The organism is Streptomyces sp. NPDC048337, from assembly GCF_043201175.1.
Lineage (GTDB): Bacteria > Actinomycetota > Actinomycetes > Streptomycetales > Streptomycetaceae > Streptomyces.
In genome coordinates this window covers 69,249-85,183 of the sequence record NZ_JBICYR010000025.1, presented here as the reverse complement: position 1 = coordinate 85,183, position 15,935 = coordinate 69,249, and the positions used below count along the sequence as shown (strand labels likewise).

Genomic DNA, 15,935 nt, shown 5'->3' with positions numbered 1-15,935 from the left:
GGTTCAGCCCCAGCCCTGGTCGTCCGGGTGCCTGTCACCCGGGTCCGCGGCGGCGGTGGCCGGGGCGGTGGCAAGGGAGGCCGTCCGGTCCGCGGAGCGGTCGGAACCCGCGCTCACGACGAGGACCCCGGCGAGGGCGGCGCCGACAAGGGCGAAGTTGGCGAAAGTACGCATGTTGAAATGCACGAGCGTCATCGGTTCCCCCAGAACAATGAGCGGAAAGCATCCAAGAACGGCTGTTGCCTCGCTGGTCAGCGGCGTTCCCCCCGCTGTCGGCAATCATCACAGCCCAGGGGCGGCGGGCGTCTGACTGCGTAGGATCCACTTGGCGACTGGCTGAAAGTGGAGAGGATCTAAACCGTGCCAAATGCAGACATACCGGACGCCTCCAGCGTCCCCCAAGCCGACACGGTCACCCATCGCGTCTACTCCTACGCGGTCCAGCGCGTATGCATCGACGTATCCACCTGCGCCGACGACCTCAGCCTCCCCGCCTCCCAAGTCGATTCGGCCATAGGCGACTTGGCCAAACTGAGGCTGCTGCGGCCCACCGGGGACGGACGCGAGCAGTTCGTCGTCGTCGACCCCGCCTCCGCCTCCCTCCAGCTCCTCTCCCCCTACGACGAGGAGCTGCGCGCCCGCCAGCACGCGGTGGAACAAGTACGCCAGCAGATGCACAGCCTGCTGCCGCTCTACCGCTCCAGCACCTCCGACGGCTCCCGCTCCTCGGGCATCGAGCGCATCGACGACCTCGACGCGGTGCGCGGGGTCCTGGGCCGGCTGGCGGACGAGTGCCAGTCCGAGGTCATCACCTCCCAGCCCGGCGGCGCCCGGAGCCCGGAGGTCCTGGAGGAGACGGCCCGCCGCGACAGCGTCATCCTGGCCCGCGGGGTGCGCATGCGCACCCTCTACCAGCACACCGCCCGCTTCGACCAGCCCACCCGGGACTACGTCAGCAAGATCATCAGCAATGGCGCCGAGGTGCGCACCACCGGAAGCGGGTTCACCCGGGCCATCGTGTACGACAGGACCACCGCTGTCATCACCCTGCCCGACAACCCGAAGGGCGCGGCGCTCATCCGCAACCCCGACGTCACCCAATTCGTGGTGCAATCCTTCGAATACGCCTGGGCGACCTCGGAACCGTTCAATCCCGAATTCGACCGGAGCGAGATCCGGTCCATTTCGGATTCACTGAACGAGGCGGTGCTGCGGATGCTCGTCAGCGGCCACGACGACAAGTCCATCGCGCGCCGGCTCGGCATCTCCCCCCGCACCTGCCAGCGCCGCATCTCGGACCTGATGCAGCGCATCGGCGCCCGCACCCGCCTCCAGGCCGGCTACCTCATCCGCCACAACGACCTGGTCCCGCTCGTGGAGAGCGCGGAGGACGGGATGCTTCCCGGCACGCCCGTGGCCAATTTCGGAGGGGCCCCCACCGCCAACCCCTAAAGAACTCTGGGGTCGTCTCCCGTTGCCCGCCCAAATGTCGTTGACTACCGTCATTTTCGGGCCGGAGATCTTCCCCCGCGGCCCTTAGGTGCGAGAAAGGCATGCAGATGAGCAAGGTTGTTGTGTTCGGAGCCGGCGGCAAGGCCGGTCGTGCGGTAGTGGCCGAGGCCCTCTCCCGCGGCCACGAGGTCACGGCCGTCGTCCGCGACCCCGCCAAGTACGAGGACCTGGCCTCCGACCGGGTCCAGGTCGTCGCCGGTGACATCACCAACGTCCGCAGCGTTGCCGCCGCGGCCGAGGGCCACGACATTGCCATCAGCGCGGTCTACGACGCCACCCAGGCCCCCGAGCCGTTCTTCGTCGGTGCCGCCCACGCGCTCCTGGAGAGCCTGCCGCAGGCGGGCGTCCGCCGCGCCCTGATCATCGGCCTCGTCTCCAACCTGGAGTTCGCCCCCGGCCAGCGCATCATGGACGGCCCGGACTTCCCGGAGGCCTTCCTCGAGTTCTCGAAGGGCCACGCGGCCGGCCTCGAGGTCTTCCGCTCCGCCACCACGGACCTGGACTGGCTGGTCGTCACCCCGCCGATGCTCCTGGACGAGGCCGAGCGCACGGGCACGTACCGCGTCGGCGGCGACCAGCTGCTGACCAAGGAGGACGGCTCCAGCCACCTCTCCTACGCGGACCTCGCCGTCGCCCTCCTGGACGAGGCCGAGACCCCGAAGCACCACAAGACCCGCATCTCCGTGGCCGACTAATACCCTCGGAAGCCACGAGCAGCCCCCCCGTACCAGGCCCGGACCTGGTACGGGGGGGCTGCGTGCGTTGTCGACACTTACCTACCGGTAAGTGGGCACCTCGAAGTAACTACTTGATCCCGATATCCCCCTGGACGAGGCTGATCAGGCTGCATGTCGGAGGGGCGGGGTGATCGCTCTTCGGCGCTGCCGGCGTGTCGAAACGATTCACGAAAAACGCATAGGAGCTGCAATGGCGGGCAACGACCGCGCACCGGTGACGGTCATCGGACTGGGACTCATGGGACAGGCACTGGCCGCCGCGTTCCTGAAGGCCGGCCACCCAACGACCGTGTGGAACCGCTCGCCCGAGAAGGCCGAGGAGCTCGTCAAGCAGGGAGCGTTACTCGCGACCACCCCGGCGGACGCGGTGACCGCCGCCGAGCTGGTCGTCGTCTGCCTTTCGACCTACGAGGTGATGCACGAGATCCTGGACCCGCTGGACGGCGCCCTGTCGGGCCGGGTCCTCGCGAACCTGACCTCCGGCTCCTCGGAGCAGGCCCGCGAAACGGCCGTGTGGGCCTCCGAGCGGGGTGCCGAGTACCTCGACGGCGCGATCATGGCCATTCCCGCGACCATCGGCGCGGCCGAGTCCGTGCTCTTCCACAGCGGCTCCAAGGGCGCCTTCGACAAGCACGAGGCCACCCTGAAGGTGCTGGGCGGCGCCACCACGTACGTGGGCGAGGACCCCGGCCTCGCCGTTCTCTACGACGTCGCCCTCCTCGGTGTCATGTGGGGCACGCTGAACAGCTTCATCCACGGTGCCGCGCTGCTCAAGAGCGCGAACATCGACGCCCGGACCTTCCTGCCCTGGGCCACCTCGTGGATCGACGCCGTCAAGCTCTTCGCCACCGACTACGCGGGCCAGATCGACGCGGGTGACGGCAAGTACCCGGCGAACGACGCCAAGCTCGAAACGCACTTCGCGTCGATCGAGCACCTGCTCCACGAGAGCGAGGCGCAGGGCATCAACACCGAGCTGCCGGCCTCCGTCCACGATCTGGTGAAGCGGGTCATCGCCAAGGGCTTCGCCGAGAACAGCTACGCGGCCATGATCGAGCTGTTCAAGGACCCGAAGGCCTCGTAACCGCGTCCCACCCGATCCCGTCCGGTCACCGCGACCGGACGGGGTCGTTCTGTTCCCCGCAGGCTGGAGGCCCTGCGCACGACTGCGCCCCGCCGGATCGTCCGGCGGGGCGCAGCGGCGTGGAGCGCGGGGCGGCTCAGAGGAAATCGGTCTCCGGGTCCAGGCCGAGCAAGACGCGGCCCTGCACCTCCAGGTTGGCGTTGAGCTGCACCAGCGCGTGCAGGGACAGGCCCTCGATGTCGCGGTGGAAGCGCTGCAGGGCGACACTGCGGTGGATGACGGAACGACCGCCTCCCTGCACAGCTCGACCGCGAACGCGGTCTGGCCCCGCACCACGGCCTTCTCCTCGTCCGTCGGCTGCTCGCCGGCGTCGGCGCGCTTCTGGAGGACGTCGAACCACCGGGTGGAGAGGGCCTCGGCGGCGGCGATCTTGTTGGCCGCCGTGGCCACCTGCACCTGGGTGAGCGGGTACAGGCTCTGCTCGGTCCAGTTGGTGTAGGCGATGCCGCGGCCGGGCAGCCGCTCCAGGAACAGCTCGTACGCACCGCGCGCGATGCCGAGGAACACGGAGGCGACGTCCGCGAGGATGTAGCCCAGGAGTCCGTAATTGCGGCCCGTCGCCCCGGTGTTGGAGCGACCCGAGGTGGTGCCGATCATGGCCTCCTCGTACGAGACCACGTGGTGCGCGGGCACGAAGACGTCCTTCGCCGCCGTCGTCGCGCTCCCGGTGCCGGCCGCGGCCGAGACGTCCCGGTCGTCGACGACGCTCATCCGGTCCATCGGCACCACGGCGATGACCTCTTCGTGTGAGCCGTCGGGCCGCTGCACCATGCCCGTGGCCAGGTTCCAATGGGCGCCACGGCACCCGGAGTTGACACGTGCGGTGAGGACCCGTGATCCGCCGCCCCGTACCGTGACCCGGCGCTCGAATTCCCGCAGCAGCCTGCTCTTCCCCGTCCCGCCCTCACCGAGGACCGTCACCAGGTGCGGCACGCCCCGGTGCTGACCGCGCTTCACGAGTCCGCGCAGGATGTCGAGTTCAAACGCCTCGGTGACCGTCGACCTCGGTGTGCTCGTCGTCTCGTCCACGGGAGCCGCTGCAGGTCCTCCGAGGGTTCGAGGCCCAGCTCCCGCTTGAGGATCTCGTAGAGCGTGCGGTACGCCTGCAGGGCCTCACTGCGGCGTCCCGCGTGATGCAGCGCCGTGATCAGCTGGCCGTGGAACCGCTCGTGGAGGGGGAACTCCTCGACCAGGCCGCGCAGATCGGGCAGCACCTCACGCAGCCTCCCGAAGGCCCCGCATTTCATCGATCCCGGTCTACCCACACGTGACCAATCGGCCTGCGTCGAGGGCCGCGGTGCGGTCGCCCAGGGCGTCGGCGGCCGCCCGGTCGTGGGTGATGAACACCAGGCTGAGCGATGTCCGGTCGCGGAGCTCCGTCAGAACGGCGAGGATGGCATCGCGCGTGGCGGGGTCGAGGCCGGAGGTGATCTCGTCGCATATCAGGACCCCGGGCTCTGCCAGCAGCGCCCGGGCCAGGGCGGCCCGCTGGAGTTCGCCGCCGGACAGTGCACCGGGGCGGCGCAGGGTCAGGTCCTCGGCCAGTCCCAGTTCCTCCAGGGTTCGGGTGGCGGCTTGACGTGCGGTGTCCCGGGCAGCGCCGCGGAGTCGGGCCGCCGTGCGGGCGACCTGGTCGAGGACCGGGCGGTGCTCGTCGAAGGCCGCCTTGGGGTCCTGGAACACGTACTGGACGGCAGCCAGTTCGGTACGGGTGCGAGCGCGCAGGCTGCGCGCCAGTGGTACCCCGTCGAGCAGGACCGCCCCGTCGTACGCGGAGTGCAGTCCGGCCAGGCACCGGCCGAGGGTGGTCTTGCCGCTGCCGGAGCGGCCGACCACGGCCAGGCACTCCCCCGGCGCGACCGACACCGTGATGCCGCGCAGCACCGGAACGGTGCCGCGCGTGGTCCGGTGGCGTGCGGTCAGGTCCCGTACCCCCAAACGCGTTCCGCTCGGTGGTGTGGCAGAGCGGGACGGTTGGGCCGCCGACTTCGCGGTGGTGGTCAACACCTCGTCCACCGGTCCCCGGGCTAGGACCCGACCGGCGCGCAGTACGACCGCGTCGTCGGCCAGCTGTCGTACGACGTCGAGGTCGTGGCTCAGCAGGACTATGGCGATGCCTTGCCTGGCGACGTCGGCCAGCGCCTCGACCACGCCCTGTTTGGTGGCCGGGTCCTGGCCCGTGGTGGGTTCGTCGGCGACGATCACCTTGGCGCCGAGGAGCAGGGCCTGTGCGATGACGACCCGCTGCTGCTGGCCGCCGGAGAGCTGGTGGGGATAGCGGCGCAGCACCATCGCGGGGTCGGGCAGCTGGGCCTGGCGCAGGGCGTGCTCGACGCGGCCCTGGATCTCGCGGCGGGTTCCGCCGCGGCGGGCGGCGATGTCCCGCAGGAGCGCGCCCGCGCGCCGGGCGGGGTTGAGGACGGCGGCGGGGTGTTGGGGTACGTAGCCGACGGCGCCGCCGCCCGGGGTGCGGATCCGGCCGTCGACGTGGGCGCCGGGCGGGAACTCGCCGAGCAGGGCGCGTCCGGTGGTGGTCTTTCCGCTGCCCGAGGGCCCCACCAAGGCCGTGATCCGGCCTGCGCGGGCCGTCAGGCTGACCCCGTCGACGAGCATGCTGCCGGCAACCTCAACGCGCAGCCCTTCCAATTCCGCGACCGCGTTCATCCCCGGCCTCCTTTCCTGGCGGCCTTGGCGGCCGGTGTGTGCAGGGCGGCGTCGAAGAGCAGGTTGGTGCCCATGGACAGTGCGGCGATGAGGAGTGCGGGCACCACCACGGCCCACGGCTGGAGGAACAGTCCCGTGCGGTTGCGGTCCACCATCACCGCCCAGTCGGCGGCGTCCGGCTCGACGCCGATCCCGAGGAAGGCGGCCGTGGCCACCAGGTAGAGCGCGCCGGTCAGCCGGATTCCGGCGTCGGCGGCGAGGGTCCGGCGCATGGAGCGGCCGACGTAGCCGAAGCCCGTACGCCACCAGGACTCGCCCTGCATCCGCAGGGCCTCGACGGCGGGCCGGGAGGAGATCTCGGCCGCCGCCGCGTGCACCACCCGCGCGGCCTCGGGTACGGCGGCCAGCCCGACCAGGACGGCCAGTCCGGCCGGCCCCGGGGCCAGGGTCGCCGCTACCAGCAGGACCAGCAGGAGGGACGGCACGGCGATCAGTACGTCGAGGGGCCGCATGAGGACCTCCTCCAGCCAGGTGCGGCGGGTGAGCGCGGCGGTCAGCCCGAGCGGGACGGCCACCAGATAGGCGAGGCCGGTGGCCGCGAGCGCCACGAGGACCACGGAGCGGCCGCCGAGTAGGACCTGCCGCCAGACGTCGCGGCCACTGAAGTCCGTACCGAGCCAGTGTCCCGCGCCCGACGCGAACGAGACCGAGCGCGGCCCGGCCGGTCCTGCGAACAGCGGTCCGAGGGCGGCCAGCAGCAGGGGCACGGCGATGAGCCCGACCGCGAGCGCGTACCGGGGCAAATGACGCTTCACGCGACCACCCCCGCACGCGGGGCGAACCTGCGGGCGACGAGGTCGGCCCCGAGGTTCGCCAGGACGGTGACGACTCCGAAGACGACGGCCATGCCCTGGACGACGGGTACGTCCCGGGCGGCGACGGCGTCGATGAGGACGGTCCCCAGGCCGGGGATGACGAAGAGGGCTTCGACGACGATGACCCCGCTCAGCAGCCAGTCGCACGTCCGGGCCAGCTGCTGGGCGGCCGGGGCGAGGGCGTTGGGCAGGGCGTGCGCCCAGCGGACGCGGGCTCCACGGACGCCGTAGCGCAGGGCCTGGGCGACGTACGGGGAGGCCATCGCGTCGATCATCCCGGCCCGGACGAGGCGGCTGATCGTGCACACGGGCCGAGAGATGAGGACGAGGACGGGCAGAATGAGGACGGCCGGCTCGGTGAACGGGTCTGCGCCGACGGCGGTGGGCGGCAGCCAGCCCAGCCACAGTCCGAACACCGTGGCCATCAGCACGCCGAGGGCGAATTCGGGTACGGAGTGCACCGCCAGGGTCAGCGCGCTGAGGGTGCGGTCCAGCGGGCCGCCCTCGCGGCGGGCGCACAGCACGCCGAGCCCGGCCGACAGTGGCAGCAGTAGGAGGAGGGTGGCGGACGCGAGCAGCACCGTGGGTCCGAGGCCGCCGGCCAGGTAGCCGGAGACGGGGCGTCCGCTGACCAGGGAGGTGCCGAGGTCGCCGTGGAGGAGTCCGGCGGCCCAGTCCAGGAAACGTTCGGCGGCGGGGCGGTCCAGGTCCAGGGCGGCGCGGATGCGGGCGATGCGCTCGGGGTCGGGCTGGTCGCCGGCCAGGGCGACGGCCGCATCCCCGGGCAGGGCTTCGGTGAGCACGAAGACGAACAGGACGACGGCCGCCGTCTGCCCCAGGCCGAGGAGCAGGCGGCGGCCGACCCATGAGAGGTGGAGGCTCACGCGAGCCAGAGCTTGTCGAAGCGGGCCCAGTCGAGGGTATTGGCGGGGGCCTTCGCGTCGACGCCGTGCACGGTGGGCGCGGTGGCGACGATCCAGTCGGCGAAGCCCCAGATCAGGAAGCCGCCTTCGTCGTACAGGCGGCGCTGCATGCGCTCGTACAGGGCGGCCCGCTCCTTCTCGTCACGGGTGGACTGGGCCTGCTGGTACAGGTCGTCGAAGTCCTTCTGCTTCCACTTGGTGGCGTTGGTGGTGGATCCGGTGAGCAGGCGCTGCGAGATGTGGGACTCGATGGGCATGGACCCGGACCGGTAGGAGGCGAAGGTCCCGTTGTCGAGGATGTCCTTCCAGTACGTGTCCTTGTTGCCGACCTTGACCTCGACGGTGACCCCGGCCTTTGCGGCCTGCTCCTTGAAGATCCCGGCGGCCTCGACGAAGCCGGTGGCGGCGGGCGCGGTGTCCAGGGTCACCTTCAGGTTCTCGGCGCCGGCCTCCTTGAGCAGGGCGCGGGCCCGGTCGAGGTCCTGGGTGCGCTGGGGCAGGCCGGACGCGTAGTACTGGTAGCCCTTGCCGAAGAGGTCGTTGCCGACCTCGCCGGCGCCGGAGAGGGCGCCGTCCACGAGTTCCTTGCGGTCGGCGATGAGGAAGAAGGCCTGGCGGACCCGCGGGTCGTCGAACGGCGGCCGGTCGGTCTTCATCACGAAACCCTGCATGGAGCTGCCGGGGAGGCGGACGACCTCGATCTTCCCCTTGCCCTCGTGGGTGCGGGCGGTGGCGGGGCTGAGCTCGTGGGCGTACTGGACCTGGCCGCCGAGCAGGGCGCTCACGCGGGCCGATTCCTCGGTGACGACGAGGAACTCGACCTGGTCGAGGTGGGGCGCGCCCTCCCAGTAGGCGTCGTTGCGCTTGACGACGAGGGACTTGCCGGGAGTGAAGGAGGCGAAGGTGAACGGCCCGGAGCCGACGGGATTGTCGAAGGAGGTGGTGTCCTTGGGGACGATGTACGCACCGAACGCGGCGAGCACGTTGGGGAATTCGGCGTAGGGGCGCTTCAGCTTGAACTCGACGGTGGACGCGTCGAGGGCGCGGCTGGCCGCGAGGTCGATGGACTCCAGGGAGGCCTTGGCGCGGAAGGTGCCCTTGGGGTCTGCGATCCGGCGGTAGCTGTAGAGGACGTCCTCGGCGGTGACCGGGCGGCCGTCGTGGAAGGCGGCCTTGCGGAGGGTGATCTTCCAGGTGTCGAGGGTCGCGTTGGACTCCCATCGCTCGGCGAGCCGCGGTACGGGGGCGAGGTCGGCGCCGAAGTCGGCGAGCTTGTCGTAGAGGGCCTTGGCGCGGGCGGCGTCGACGAACAGGTTGGCGGCGTGCGGGTCGAGGGTCTCGTTCGCCCCGCCGCCAGGGAAGGCGGCGCGCAGCGTGCCGCCGCGCTGGGGGGTGCCGGCCGCGGCGGCGTTCTTGGGGTCGGCGGTCTTGCCGGTGTCGCCGGCGCAGCCGGCGCTGAGGGCGAGGACGGCGGCGGTGGCCGTGGCGGTGGCGGTGGCGGTGGCGGTGGCGGTGGCGGTGGCGAGGAGGAATCCTCGGCGGCCGAGGCCGGAGCGGGTGTTGTTCACGGTGTGGTGTCTCCGTTGCTGCTGGGGAGGGTGGTTCTAGTGGTGAAGCCGGGCGACGAGGTGCAGGCGGTCGGAACTCGTGGTCCCGGACGGGGAGTCGCCTTCGCGCCACGGCGGTTCGGTGCGCGGGCCGGGGCGGTCGTACAGGTCCAGGACCTCGAAGCCCGCGGTGGCGAGGAAGTACCGCAGTTCCTGGGGGAACAGCAGCCGCCAGGCGGACTGCTGCTCGCACGGCGGGGTGCCGTCGTCGGCGCTCCAGGTGCGGCGGCGGCGCAGGAGTTGGGCGCCGTGATCGATCCACAGGGTGGTGTGGGAGGTATGGGTGGTGCCCCGCCAGTCGAAGGAGGCGGTGTGCGTTCCGTCGAGAAGTTCGGTGTTGCCGAGGAAGAAGGCGCCGTTGCGCATCTCCGCGACGAGCAGTCCACCGGGCGCGAGGTGGGCGCGGCAGCGGCCGAGGAACGCCGTCAGGTCTTCGTTGGTGTGGCAGTAGAGGAAGGCGCTGTCCAGGCAGATGACCGCGTCGACGGTGGCCCCGAGATCGAAGTCCCGCATGTCGGCGCGGTGGTAGTCCGGGCCCGGGTGGGTTCGGCGGGCGTGCGCGAGCATGGCCTCGGCGGTGTCGATGGCTGTGACACGGCGCCCGGCATGCTGGTGCAGCCAGGCCGCGTCGCGGCCGGTGCCGCAGCCGATGTCCAGGACGCGGGGTCCCGCGCCGTGGCGGCGCAGGGTGTCCTCGGCCCAGCGCGCGGCGAGCCGGTCGGGGTCGGGGAAGCGCTCCTCGTAGAGCTCGGGGTGGTCGGTGAGGAGGTTGCCGGTGCTCATCGGGTCGGTGCTCATCGCGTCGGTGCTCATCGGGTCTCGCTTAGGGAGCGGGGGTCGCGTTGCGGAGCAGCGGATGCCGCTTCCGGGTCAGGGTCAGGGTCCGGGTCCTGTTCCCGGGCGGCCGGGGCAAGGGAACTACGCCGGTGCAGCCGTGCAACGGCCGCCGCCGAGGCGAGGCCGAGGGCCGTGCAGCAGGCGTACGGAAGCCACGCCGGGCCGGTGCGCGAAGCGGTGTCCATGGCCCACCCGACCCCCGCCCCGGCACCCGCCGCTGCCACTCCGGACACGGCGTAGAAGAGGCCGTAGAACGTGCCGGTGAGTTCCGCGCGGCCGAACGAGGGGATGAGCTCCATGACGAACGGCTGGGCGGCCATCACCCCGAGGTGCAGCAGGAGCGCCCCGCCCAGGACCGGCAGCAGCCGCGCCGGGTGCTCCCCCGTAGCGCCTGCCACCAGCATGGGCGGCACGAAACCGAGCGCGCTGACGGCCAGCCCGGCGGCGATCCATCGGCCGCGGCCGCCGCCCCGTTCTGACAGCCGTCGGGTAAGGCGCAGCTGGAACAGCAGGTTCGCGAGGGTCCCGGCCGCGAAGAGCAGCCCGACGGCGCCCGCCCAGCCCGTGGCCTGACGCGCGGCGTGCGGGAGCAACAAGTAGAGCTGGCTCTCCATGCCGTACATGCCCACCATGGCCAGGGCGAAGGCGACGAAGCGGCGGTTGCCCGCCACTTCCCGCCAGTCTCCGAGGACGGACCCGGCCGGACGCGGCACCGCACGAGCGGGCAGCACGACGGCCTGCGCAACAGTGAGCACCGCGAACACGCCTGCCGCGGTGAGCGCCGCCACCCGGAAACCGCCGAACAGCAGCAGGCTGCCCAGCAGCGGCCCGAGCAGCGCCCCGGCCGTGGCGAACACGTTGAACAGCGCGAACGCCTCGGCTTTGCGGTCGCCGGACTCCTGGGCGACGTACGTCCGTACGGCCGGGTTGAACAGGGCGCCGGCCAGTCCGCTCAGCACCGAGGCGCCGATCAGTACGGGCAGTGCGTCGCCGAGGGCGAACAGCGCGAAGCCGAGGGTCCGCATCCCGCAGCCCGCGATGATCACGCCGCGGGCGCCGAGGCGGTCGGCCGCCGAGCCTCCGATCAGGAACATCCCCTGCTGGCTGAGGTTGCGCAGGCCCAGGACCAGGCCGACCAGCGCCGCCGACATGCCGAGGTCGTCGGTGAGGTGGGTGGCCAGGTACGGGATGAGCAGGTAGAAGCCGGTGTTGACGCCGAGCTGGTTGATCAGCAGGAGCCGCACCGCGGGCGGGAAGCCGCGGACCGCGGCGATGGTTCTCACCGTGCGGCTCCCGCGGGTATGTGGGCACGACGCAGCACTCCCAGGCCGCCGCGCGGGGCGGGCCGTACCGTGCCGTCGGCGCCGCCGATCCCGGTCCACGGGTCGTCGGCGAGGAGCAGGTGCCCGTCGAGGTCGACCCAGCGGGCCCGGTCGACCAGGTGGACGGCTGGCGCGATGCCGAGCGAACTGGCCGTCAGACAGCCGAGCATGAGGTCGGTGCCGCTGCCTGCCAGCGCGGCATGGATGCGCAGCGCCGCCCGTACGCCACCGCACTTGACGAGTTTGACGTTGATCCCGTGGACCCGGCCGGCGAGGGCCACGGCGTCCTCGTAGGAAACGGCGTCCTCGTCGGCGATCACCGGAATCGGGGAAGAGATCGCGACCCGTGCCAGGGCGTCGGGCCGGCCGGCCGGGATGGGCTGTTCCACGGCGGTGACGCCGAGGGCGGCGAAGCGCGGAAGCAGTGCGTGGGCCTGGTCCTCGGTCCAGGCACCGTTGGGGTCGAGCAGCAGGTCGGCAGCGGGCGCCCCTTCGCGGACGGCCTCGACCCGGGCGAGGTCCTCGGCCGGAACGGGGGACCCCGCCTTGACCTTCAGGACGGTGAACCCGGCCACGGCGAGCCGACTGGCCTGGGCGGCAGCAGAGACGGGCGAGACGATACCGATGGTCCGGGCTGTGGCCGCCGACGGAGGGAGCGGACTACCGAGGAGCTGGTGGACGGGCTCGCCGGCCCGTTTGCCGGTGAGGTCCAGTACGGCGGCCTCGACCGCGGCGAGGACGCCGGCGGGCAGGTCGGCGCCGAGGGAGCCCGCGGGGGCGAGTTCGGCCCAGGCGGTCTCGGGGTCCGGAAGACGCTCGAACGCCGCGCGTACGGCGCGCAGGTCGCGCAGGATGCGGTCGGTGGGCAGACCCAAGTACACGCTGCTGACGGCCTCCCCCCAGCCCCGCAGCCCGCCGTGTTCCAGGCTGACCCAGACGGCGTCGCGGCGGGCCATCACGGAGCGGGAGATGCGCAGCGGCTCCGCCAGTTCCAGCGAGGCGGCATGCCAGGTGAGTCTCATACGGCACCTCCGGGGGCCGGAACGGGGGTGGCAGGGGTTCCGCCACGGGGCGCGGCGACGGGATCGCGGACGGTGCGGCAGCGGACCCAGCCGAAGGCCTCGGCCGCGCGGGGGTGCGGGATCTCCAGCGGTCGGGTGGCCAGGGCAGCGGCGGTCAGCCCGTGGGCGTGGCAGAAGTCGTCGTCGTAGACGGTGCCGAGGTAGCGGTGCGGGCCGTCGGGGAAGACAGTGGCGACGACGGCGCCGGGCTCGGCCCGGGCCGCCCACGCGGAGACCAGGGCGACGGCGCCGGTGCTCCAGCCCCCGCTGACGAAGCTGCCGCGGGCAAGCCGACGACAGGCGTCGACGGCCTCGGCGGGGCCCACCCAGTGCACCTCGTCGAACATGCCGTGGCGGACGTTGCCGGGGTGGATGCTGCTGCCGAGGCCGCGCATCAGGCGCGGCCGGGCGGGCTGGCCGAAGATGGCGGAGCCGACGGAGTCGACGCCTATCACCTTCAGCCGGGGCCAGCGACGGCGCAACGGGCCGACCAGGCCGGCGCTGTGCCCGCCGGTGCCCACGCTGCACACCAGAACGTCCAGGTGATCGAGCTGGCCGATCAGCTCGGCGGCCATCGACCGGTAACCAGCGGGATTATCGGGGTTGTTGTACTGGTCCGGCCAGTAGGCACCGTCAGTCCGCGCCAGGACGTCGCGCAGCCGGGCGATACGCGCGGCCTGCCATCCACCCTGGTCGGCCGGGCGGTCGACGAGCTCCAGGCGGGCGCCGTACGTGCGCAGCAACTGCCGCATGGACGGTTCGAGTTCGCTGTCGCCGACGAGGACGACGGGATGACCGAGCACCTGCCCGGCGAAGGCCAGCCCGATGCCCATCGTCCCGGAGGTGGACTCCACGACCGGCGCGCCGGGGCGCAGCTCACCGCGTCTGCGGGCACCGGTCAGCATGGACATCGCCGCGCGGGCCTTCATCCCGCCGGCGCTGAGGCATTCGAGCTTGGCCCAGAAGCCGGGATGGGGGTGGGGAAGGTCGGTGCGGATACGGGCGAGCGGGGTGCGCCCCAGCAGGGGCAGCAGATCGGGGTTGGAGGCAGCGGCGTCGGACCTGGGCATGGGGGGAGCGAGGGTCACGGACGGCCTCCGTAGCGGTGGATGACTCCCGGACCGCCGTCGAGCCAGAAGAACGGGTACGGCTCGGCGGACACGGCACTCACACCTGCTCCGAGGAAACGGGGAAGGACGGCGCTGCCGGTCTGGGCGAACATCACGAGCGGCTTGCCGGTCCGGGCCGCGTGGTCGAGCAGGCCCTGAAAGGTGCCGTTGCCGAGGGTCATACCGGAGGCCAGGACGGCACCGCAGCGCTCCAACTGCGCGTCCGTGTCGGTCAGCACGGGCTCGCCCCACTCGGTGGCGCCGCCCTTGAGGTCGCACGGCAGATAGTCCAGTCCCCGCGAACGCAACTGCTCCAGCAGCGAGTTCACCACCCCGACCACCAGGACCGGGCGGCGCTCGCCGGGCCCCGGGGCCGCATCGGGCAGCAGGTCGACGACGGCACGGGCCCGGGCCTTGGAACGGCTCAGCGAACTGCCGGCCGGCAGCGGATACGGGCGGGCGCCGTTGCCCGGTACGTGCGGGCGTACATGGGCCAGGTAGGCATCGAGGGCCGCGATACGCACCGGCAGGAGCGCATGGCGGAGCAGGTCGGCGACGGTGGCGCCCACGCAGTCGTCGAGGGCGCCCCCGGGCAGCGTCCCGGGCTCCACGGCGCAGGACCCGACGGCCGCGTCGAGGCGCAGGCTCAGCACTTCGTTGCGGTAGCCGCTGCTGCGCCCGTGGTGCCGGACGGCCTGGGCTGTGGTGAACGCGAGCGAGATCCGTTCGTGGGCGGGGTCGGGGCCGTACGCCCCGGCGCGGACGGCGTCGAGAAGCTGGTCGACGGTCCGGATGACGGGGTCTCCGTGCCCGGACCCTTCCGCGCCGCGCGTGTGCTGGGCAAGCAGGGGCGTCACGCGGGCACCGCCGCGGAGTGCTCGTAACAAGGGCGCAGGCCGGCCAGCAGCCGCTCGGCAGCGGCGCGGGCGCCGCCGCCCTCGGTGTCGGCGGTCATGACATGCCCGAGGTACTCATTGTTGCTGGTGGCAGCCCGCACGGTGCGGCCGGGCTCCGCGAGGGTGAGCTCCAGCACCTCGGGCCGGGCGCGGACGTCCTCCTCCCCCTCGATACGGGCGAGGGTGCCGGCGGTGTCGGGCAGCAGGAAGGCGATGGCGGCGCTGCGCACTCCGGTCCCTCGCGGTGCGAGGTCGGGCACGCGGCCCAGCGCCACGTCCACGCAGGCGGTGGCCAGGTCGATGCCCGTGACGTGGCGGACCAGCTCGGTGATGCGGTTGCCGGCCGGGCGCGGGTTGACCTCGACCAGCCGGGGCCCGTCGGGCGTCAGTTTGATCTCGGTGTGGCAGACCACCTGGTCCAGGCCCAGTGCCTTGACCGCCCGCAGCGCGGTCTCGGCGGCCTCGGACGCCAGGGCCTCCTCGATGCCGGCCGGAAACATGTGGCCGGTCTCGATGAAGGCGGGCGCCCCGCCGATGCTCTTGTCGGTGACGCCCACGACCTGGGTGGCGCCGCCGAAGGAGACGGTCTCGACGCTGACTTCGGGCCCGTGCAGCAGCTCTTCGAGCAGGATGACGGGGGCCCGGTCCTGGCCGCGGGCGTTGACCGGGAACTCGGCGAGGGCCTGGCAGGCGAGTTCCAGTTCGCGCTCGTCGCGCACCGCGCGGACCAGCATGCCCGCGCACAGGTCCACCGGCTTCACGACGAGCGGGTAGCCGATCTCACGAGCCGCTGCCGCCGCCTCCCCGGCCCCCTCGCACAGCGCGAACCGGGGCCCGGGCACTCCCGCTTCGGCGAGCACACGGCGCGTCAGGTCCTTCCGGCACGCCGCCTCGACGGCCTCCGGGGCAGGCCCGGGCAGGCCGAGCCGCCGGGCGGTCTGCGCGACGGCCGGCAGGTAGTAGTCGCACGAGGAGACCACCCCGTCGAAGCCGAGGACGGCGTGCAGGCCCTCAACCCGCTCCAGCAGAGCGCCCGTGTCGTTCGTGTCCGCCGTGACGATGTTGCGGGCCGTGAGCAGCGGGTGCGGCCCGTCGCCCGCGGGGGCCGACCGCAGGTAGTGGTGCAGGTCGCGGGTGACGAAGGTGAACTCGTGCCCGTCTTCGCGGATCGCCCTGGGCAGCAGCCGACTCATCGACCCCACCCAGCTTTCGATCACCAGCAGATGTCCCACCGGACTTCCTCCCAGA

Annotated in this window: 16 protein-coding genes and 1 pseudogene; 3 read left to right on the top strand and 14 right to left on the bottom strand. The window is 72.1% G+C overall.

The window, feature by feature from the left end; genetic code table 11:
- Positions 1-3: 3 nt before the first annotated feature.
- A complete protein-coding gene (locus ACGFYU_RS31390) occupies positions 4-195 on the bottom strand; it encodes a hypothetical protein (protein ID WP_393830697.1) in 192 nt (63 codons plus the stop codon).
- Positions 196-360: 165 nt separating this feature from the next.
- On the opposite strand from ACGFYU_RS31390, the gene ACGFYU_RS31385 reads away from it, so the two are divergent.
- The 3 genes from ACGFYU_RS31385 to ACGFYU_RS31375 all read left to right on the top strand — a co-directional run bounded on the left by ACGFYU_RS31385 (position 361) and on the right by ACGFYU_RS31375 (position 3,333).
- The gene (locus tag ACGFYU_RS31385; RefSeq protein WP_393830696.1) at positions 361-1,452 is read left to right on the top strand and encodes a LuxR C-terminal-related transcriptional regulator; all 1,092 of its coding nucleotides are present in this window, start codon (positions 361-363) and stop codon (positions 1,450-1,452) included.
- A gap of 107 nt (positions 1,453-1,559) precedes the next feature.
- Complete coding sequence (locus tag ACGFYU_RS31380) at positions 1,560-2,207, top strand: NAD(P)-dependent oxidoreductase (protein WP_393830695.1); 648 nt, start codon at positions 1,560-1,562, stop codon at positions 2,205-2,207.
- Between the two features lie 232 nt (positions 2,208-2,439).
- The gene (locus tag ACGFYU_RS31375) at positions 2,440-3,333 is read left to right on the top strand and encodes an NAD(P)-dependent oxidoreductase (protein ID WP_393830694.1); all 894 of its coding nucleotides are present in this window, start codon (positions 2,440-2,442) and stop codon (positions 3,331-3,333) included.
- 136 nt (positions 3,334-3,469) lie between these two features.
- On the opposite strand, the gene ACGFYU_RS31370 is transcribed toward ACGFYU_RS31375, so the two are convergent.
- The 13 genes and pseudogenes from ACGFYU_RS31370 to ACGFYU_RS31310 all read right to left on the bottom strand — a co-directional run bounded on the left by ACGFYU_RS31370 (position 3,470) and on the right by ACGFYU_RS31310 (position 15,919).
- The gene (locus ACGFYU_RS31370) at positions 3,470-3,634 is read right to left on the bottom strand and encodes a hypothetical protein (protein WP_393830693.1); all 165 of its coding nucleotides are present in this window, start codon (positions 3,632-3,634) and stop codon (positions 3,470-3,472) included.
- 44 nt (positions 3,635-3,678) lie between these two features.
- Positions 3,679-3,990, bottom strand: a pseudogene (locus ACGFYU_RS31365) (acyl-CoA dehydrogenase); the annotation flags it as partial.
- Positions 3,991-4,346: 356 nt separating this feature from the next.
- Positions 4,347-4,640 carry an AfsR/SARP family transcriptional regulator gene (locus ACGFYU_RS31360; RefSeq protein ID WP_393830692.1) on the bottom strand — a complete coding sequence of 98 codons (294 nt, stop codon included), beginning with the start codon at positions 4,638-4,640 and terminating at the stop codon, positions 4,347-4,349.
- Between the two features lie 10 nt (positions 4,641-4,650).
- A complete protein-coding gene (locus ACGFYU_RS31355; protein ID WP_393830691.1) occupies positions 4,651-6,057 on the bottom strand; it encodes an ABC transporter ATP-binding protein in 1,407 nt (468 codons plus the stop codon).
- A complete protein-coding gene (locus tag ACGFYU_RS31350; protein WP_393830690.1) occupies positions 6,054-6,872 on the bottom strand; it encodes an ABC transporter permease in 819 nt (272 codons plus the stop codon). The genes ACGFYU_RS31355 and ACGFYU_RS31350 overlap by 4 nt, the downstream gene beginning before the upstream one ends.
- Positions 6,869-7,825 (bottom strand): ABC transporter permease, encoded by a 957-nt coding sequence (locus ACGFYU_RS31345; protein ID WP_393830711.1) that lies wholly within the window; start codon positions 7,823-7,825, stop codon positions 6,869-6,871. Before ACGFYU_RS31345 ends, ACGFYU_RS31350 begins: the two co-directional genes overlap by 4 nt.
- A complete protein-coding gene (locus tag ACGFYU_RS31340) occupies positions 7,813-9,423 on the bottom strand; it encodes an ABC transporter substrate-binding protein (RefSeq protein WP_393830689.1) in 1,611 nt (536 codons plus the stop codon). Before ACGFYU_RS31340 ends, ACGFYU_RS31345 begins: the two co-directional genes overlap by 13 nt.
- A gap of 36 nt (positions 9,424-9,459) precedes the next feature.
- Positions 9,460-10,275: a class I SAM-dependent methyltransferase gene (locus tag ACGFYU_RS31335; RefSeq protein WP_393830688.1), complete on the bottom strand. Its 816-nt coding sequence runs from the start codon at positions 10,273-10,275 to the stop codon at positions 9,460-9,462.
- Entirely contained in the window at positions 10,272-11,582 is a 1,311-nt protein-coding gene (locus ACGFYU_RS31330; RefSeq protein WP_393830687.1) for an MFS transporter, read from the bottom strand. Before ACGFYU_RS31330 ends, ACGFYU_RS31335 begins: the two co-directional genes overlap by 4 nt.
- Positions 11,579-12,643 carry a dipeptide epimerase gene (locus ACGFYU_RS31325; protein WP_393830686.1) on the bottom strand — a complete coding sequence of 355 codons (1,065 nt, stop codon included), beginning with the start codon at positions 12,641-12,643 and terminating at the stop codon, positions 11,579-11,581. Before ACGFYU_RS31325 ends, ACGFYU_RS31330 begins: the two co-directional genes overlap by 4 nt.
- On the bottom strand, positions 12,640-13,752 hold the full coding sequence (locus tag ACGFYU_RS31320) for a PLP-dependent cysteine synthase family protein (protein ID WP_393830685.1): 1,113 nt from the start codon (positions 13,750-13,752) through the stop codon (positions 12,640-12,642). Before ACGFYU_RS31320 ends, ACGFYU_RS31325 begins: the two co-directional genes overlap by 4 nt.
- 14 nt (positions 13,753-13,766) lie before the next feature.
- The gene (locus ACGFYU_RS31315) at positions 13,767-14,585 is read right to left on the bottom strand and encodes a Rossmann-like domain-containing protein (RefSeq protein WP_393830710.1); all 819 of its coding nucleotides are present in this window, start codon (positions 14,583-14,585) and stop codon (positions 13,767-13,769) included.
- A 59-nt stretch (positions 14,586-14,644) separates the two neighbouring features.
- The gene (locus ACGFYU_RS31310) at positions 14,645-15,919 is read right to left on the bottom strand and encodes an ATP-grasp domain-containing protein (protein WP_393830684.1); all 1,275 of its coding nucleotides are present in this window, start codon (positions 15,917-15,919) and stop codon (positions 14,645-14,647) included.
- Positions 15,920-15,935: the final 16 nt, after the last annotated feature.

What these genes read in the sequence shown, in the direction of transcription:
- ACGFYU_RS31390 (WP_393830697.1), bottom strand. Translation starts at nt 195, where the DNA reads ATGACGCTCGTGCATTTCAACATGCGTACTTTCGCCAACTTCGCCCTT.
- ACGFYU_RS31380 (WP_393830695.1), top strand. Translation starts at nt 1,560, where the DNA reads ATGAGCAAGGTTGTTGTGTTCGGAGCCGGCGGCAAGGCCGGTCGTGCG.
- ACGFYU_RS31375 (WP_393830694.1), top strand. Translation starts at nt 2,440, where the DNA reads ATGGCGGGCAACGACCGCGCACCGGTGACGGTCATCGGACTGGGACTC.
- ACGFYU_RS31360 (WP_393830692.1), bottom strand. Translation starts at nt 4,640, where the DNA reads ATGAAATGCGGGGCCTTCGGGAGGCTGCGTGAGGTGCTGCCCGATCTG.
- ACGFYU_RS31355 (WP_393830691.1), bottom strand. Translation starts at nt 6,057, where the DNA reads ATGAACGCGGTCGCGGAATTGGAAGGGCTGCGCGTTGAGGTTGCCGGC.
- ACGFYU_RS31335 (WP_393830688.1), bottom strand. Translation starts at nt 10,275, where the DNA reads ATGAGCACCGACGCGATGAGCACCGACCCGATGAGCACCGGCAACCTC.
- ACGFYU_RS31325 (WP_393830686.1), bottom strand. Translation starts at nt 12,643, where the DNA reads ATGAGACTCACCTGGCATGCCGCCTCGCTGGAACTGGCGGAGCCGCTG.
- ACGFYU_RS31320 (WP_393830685.1), bottom strand. Translation starts at nt 13,752, where the DNA reads ATGCCCAGGTCCGACGCCGCTGCCTCCAACCCCGATCTGCTGCCCCTG.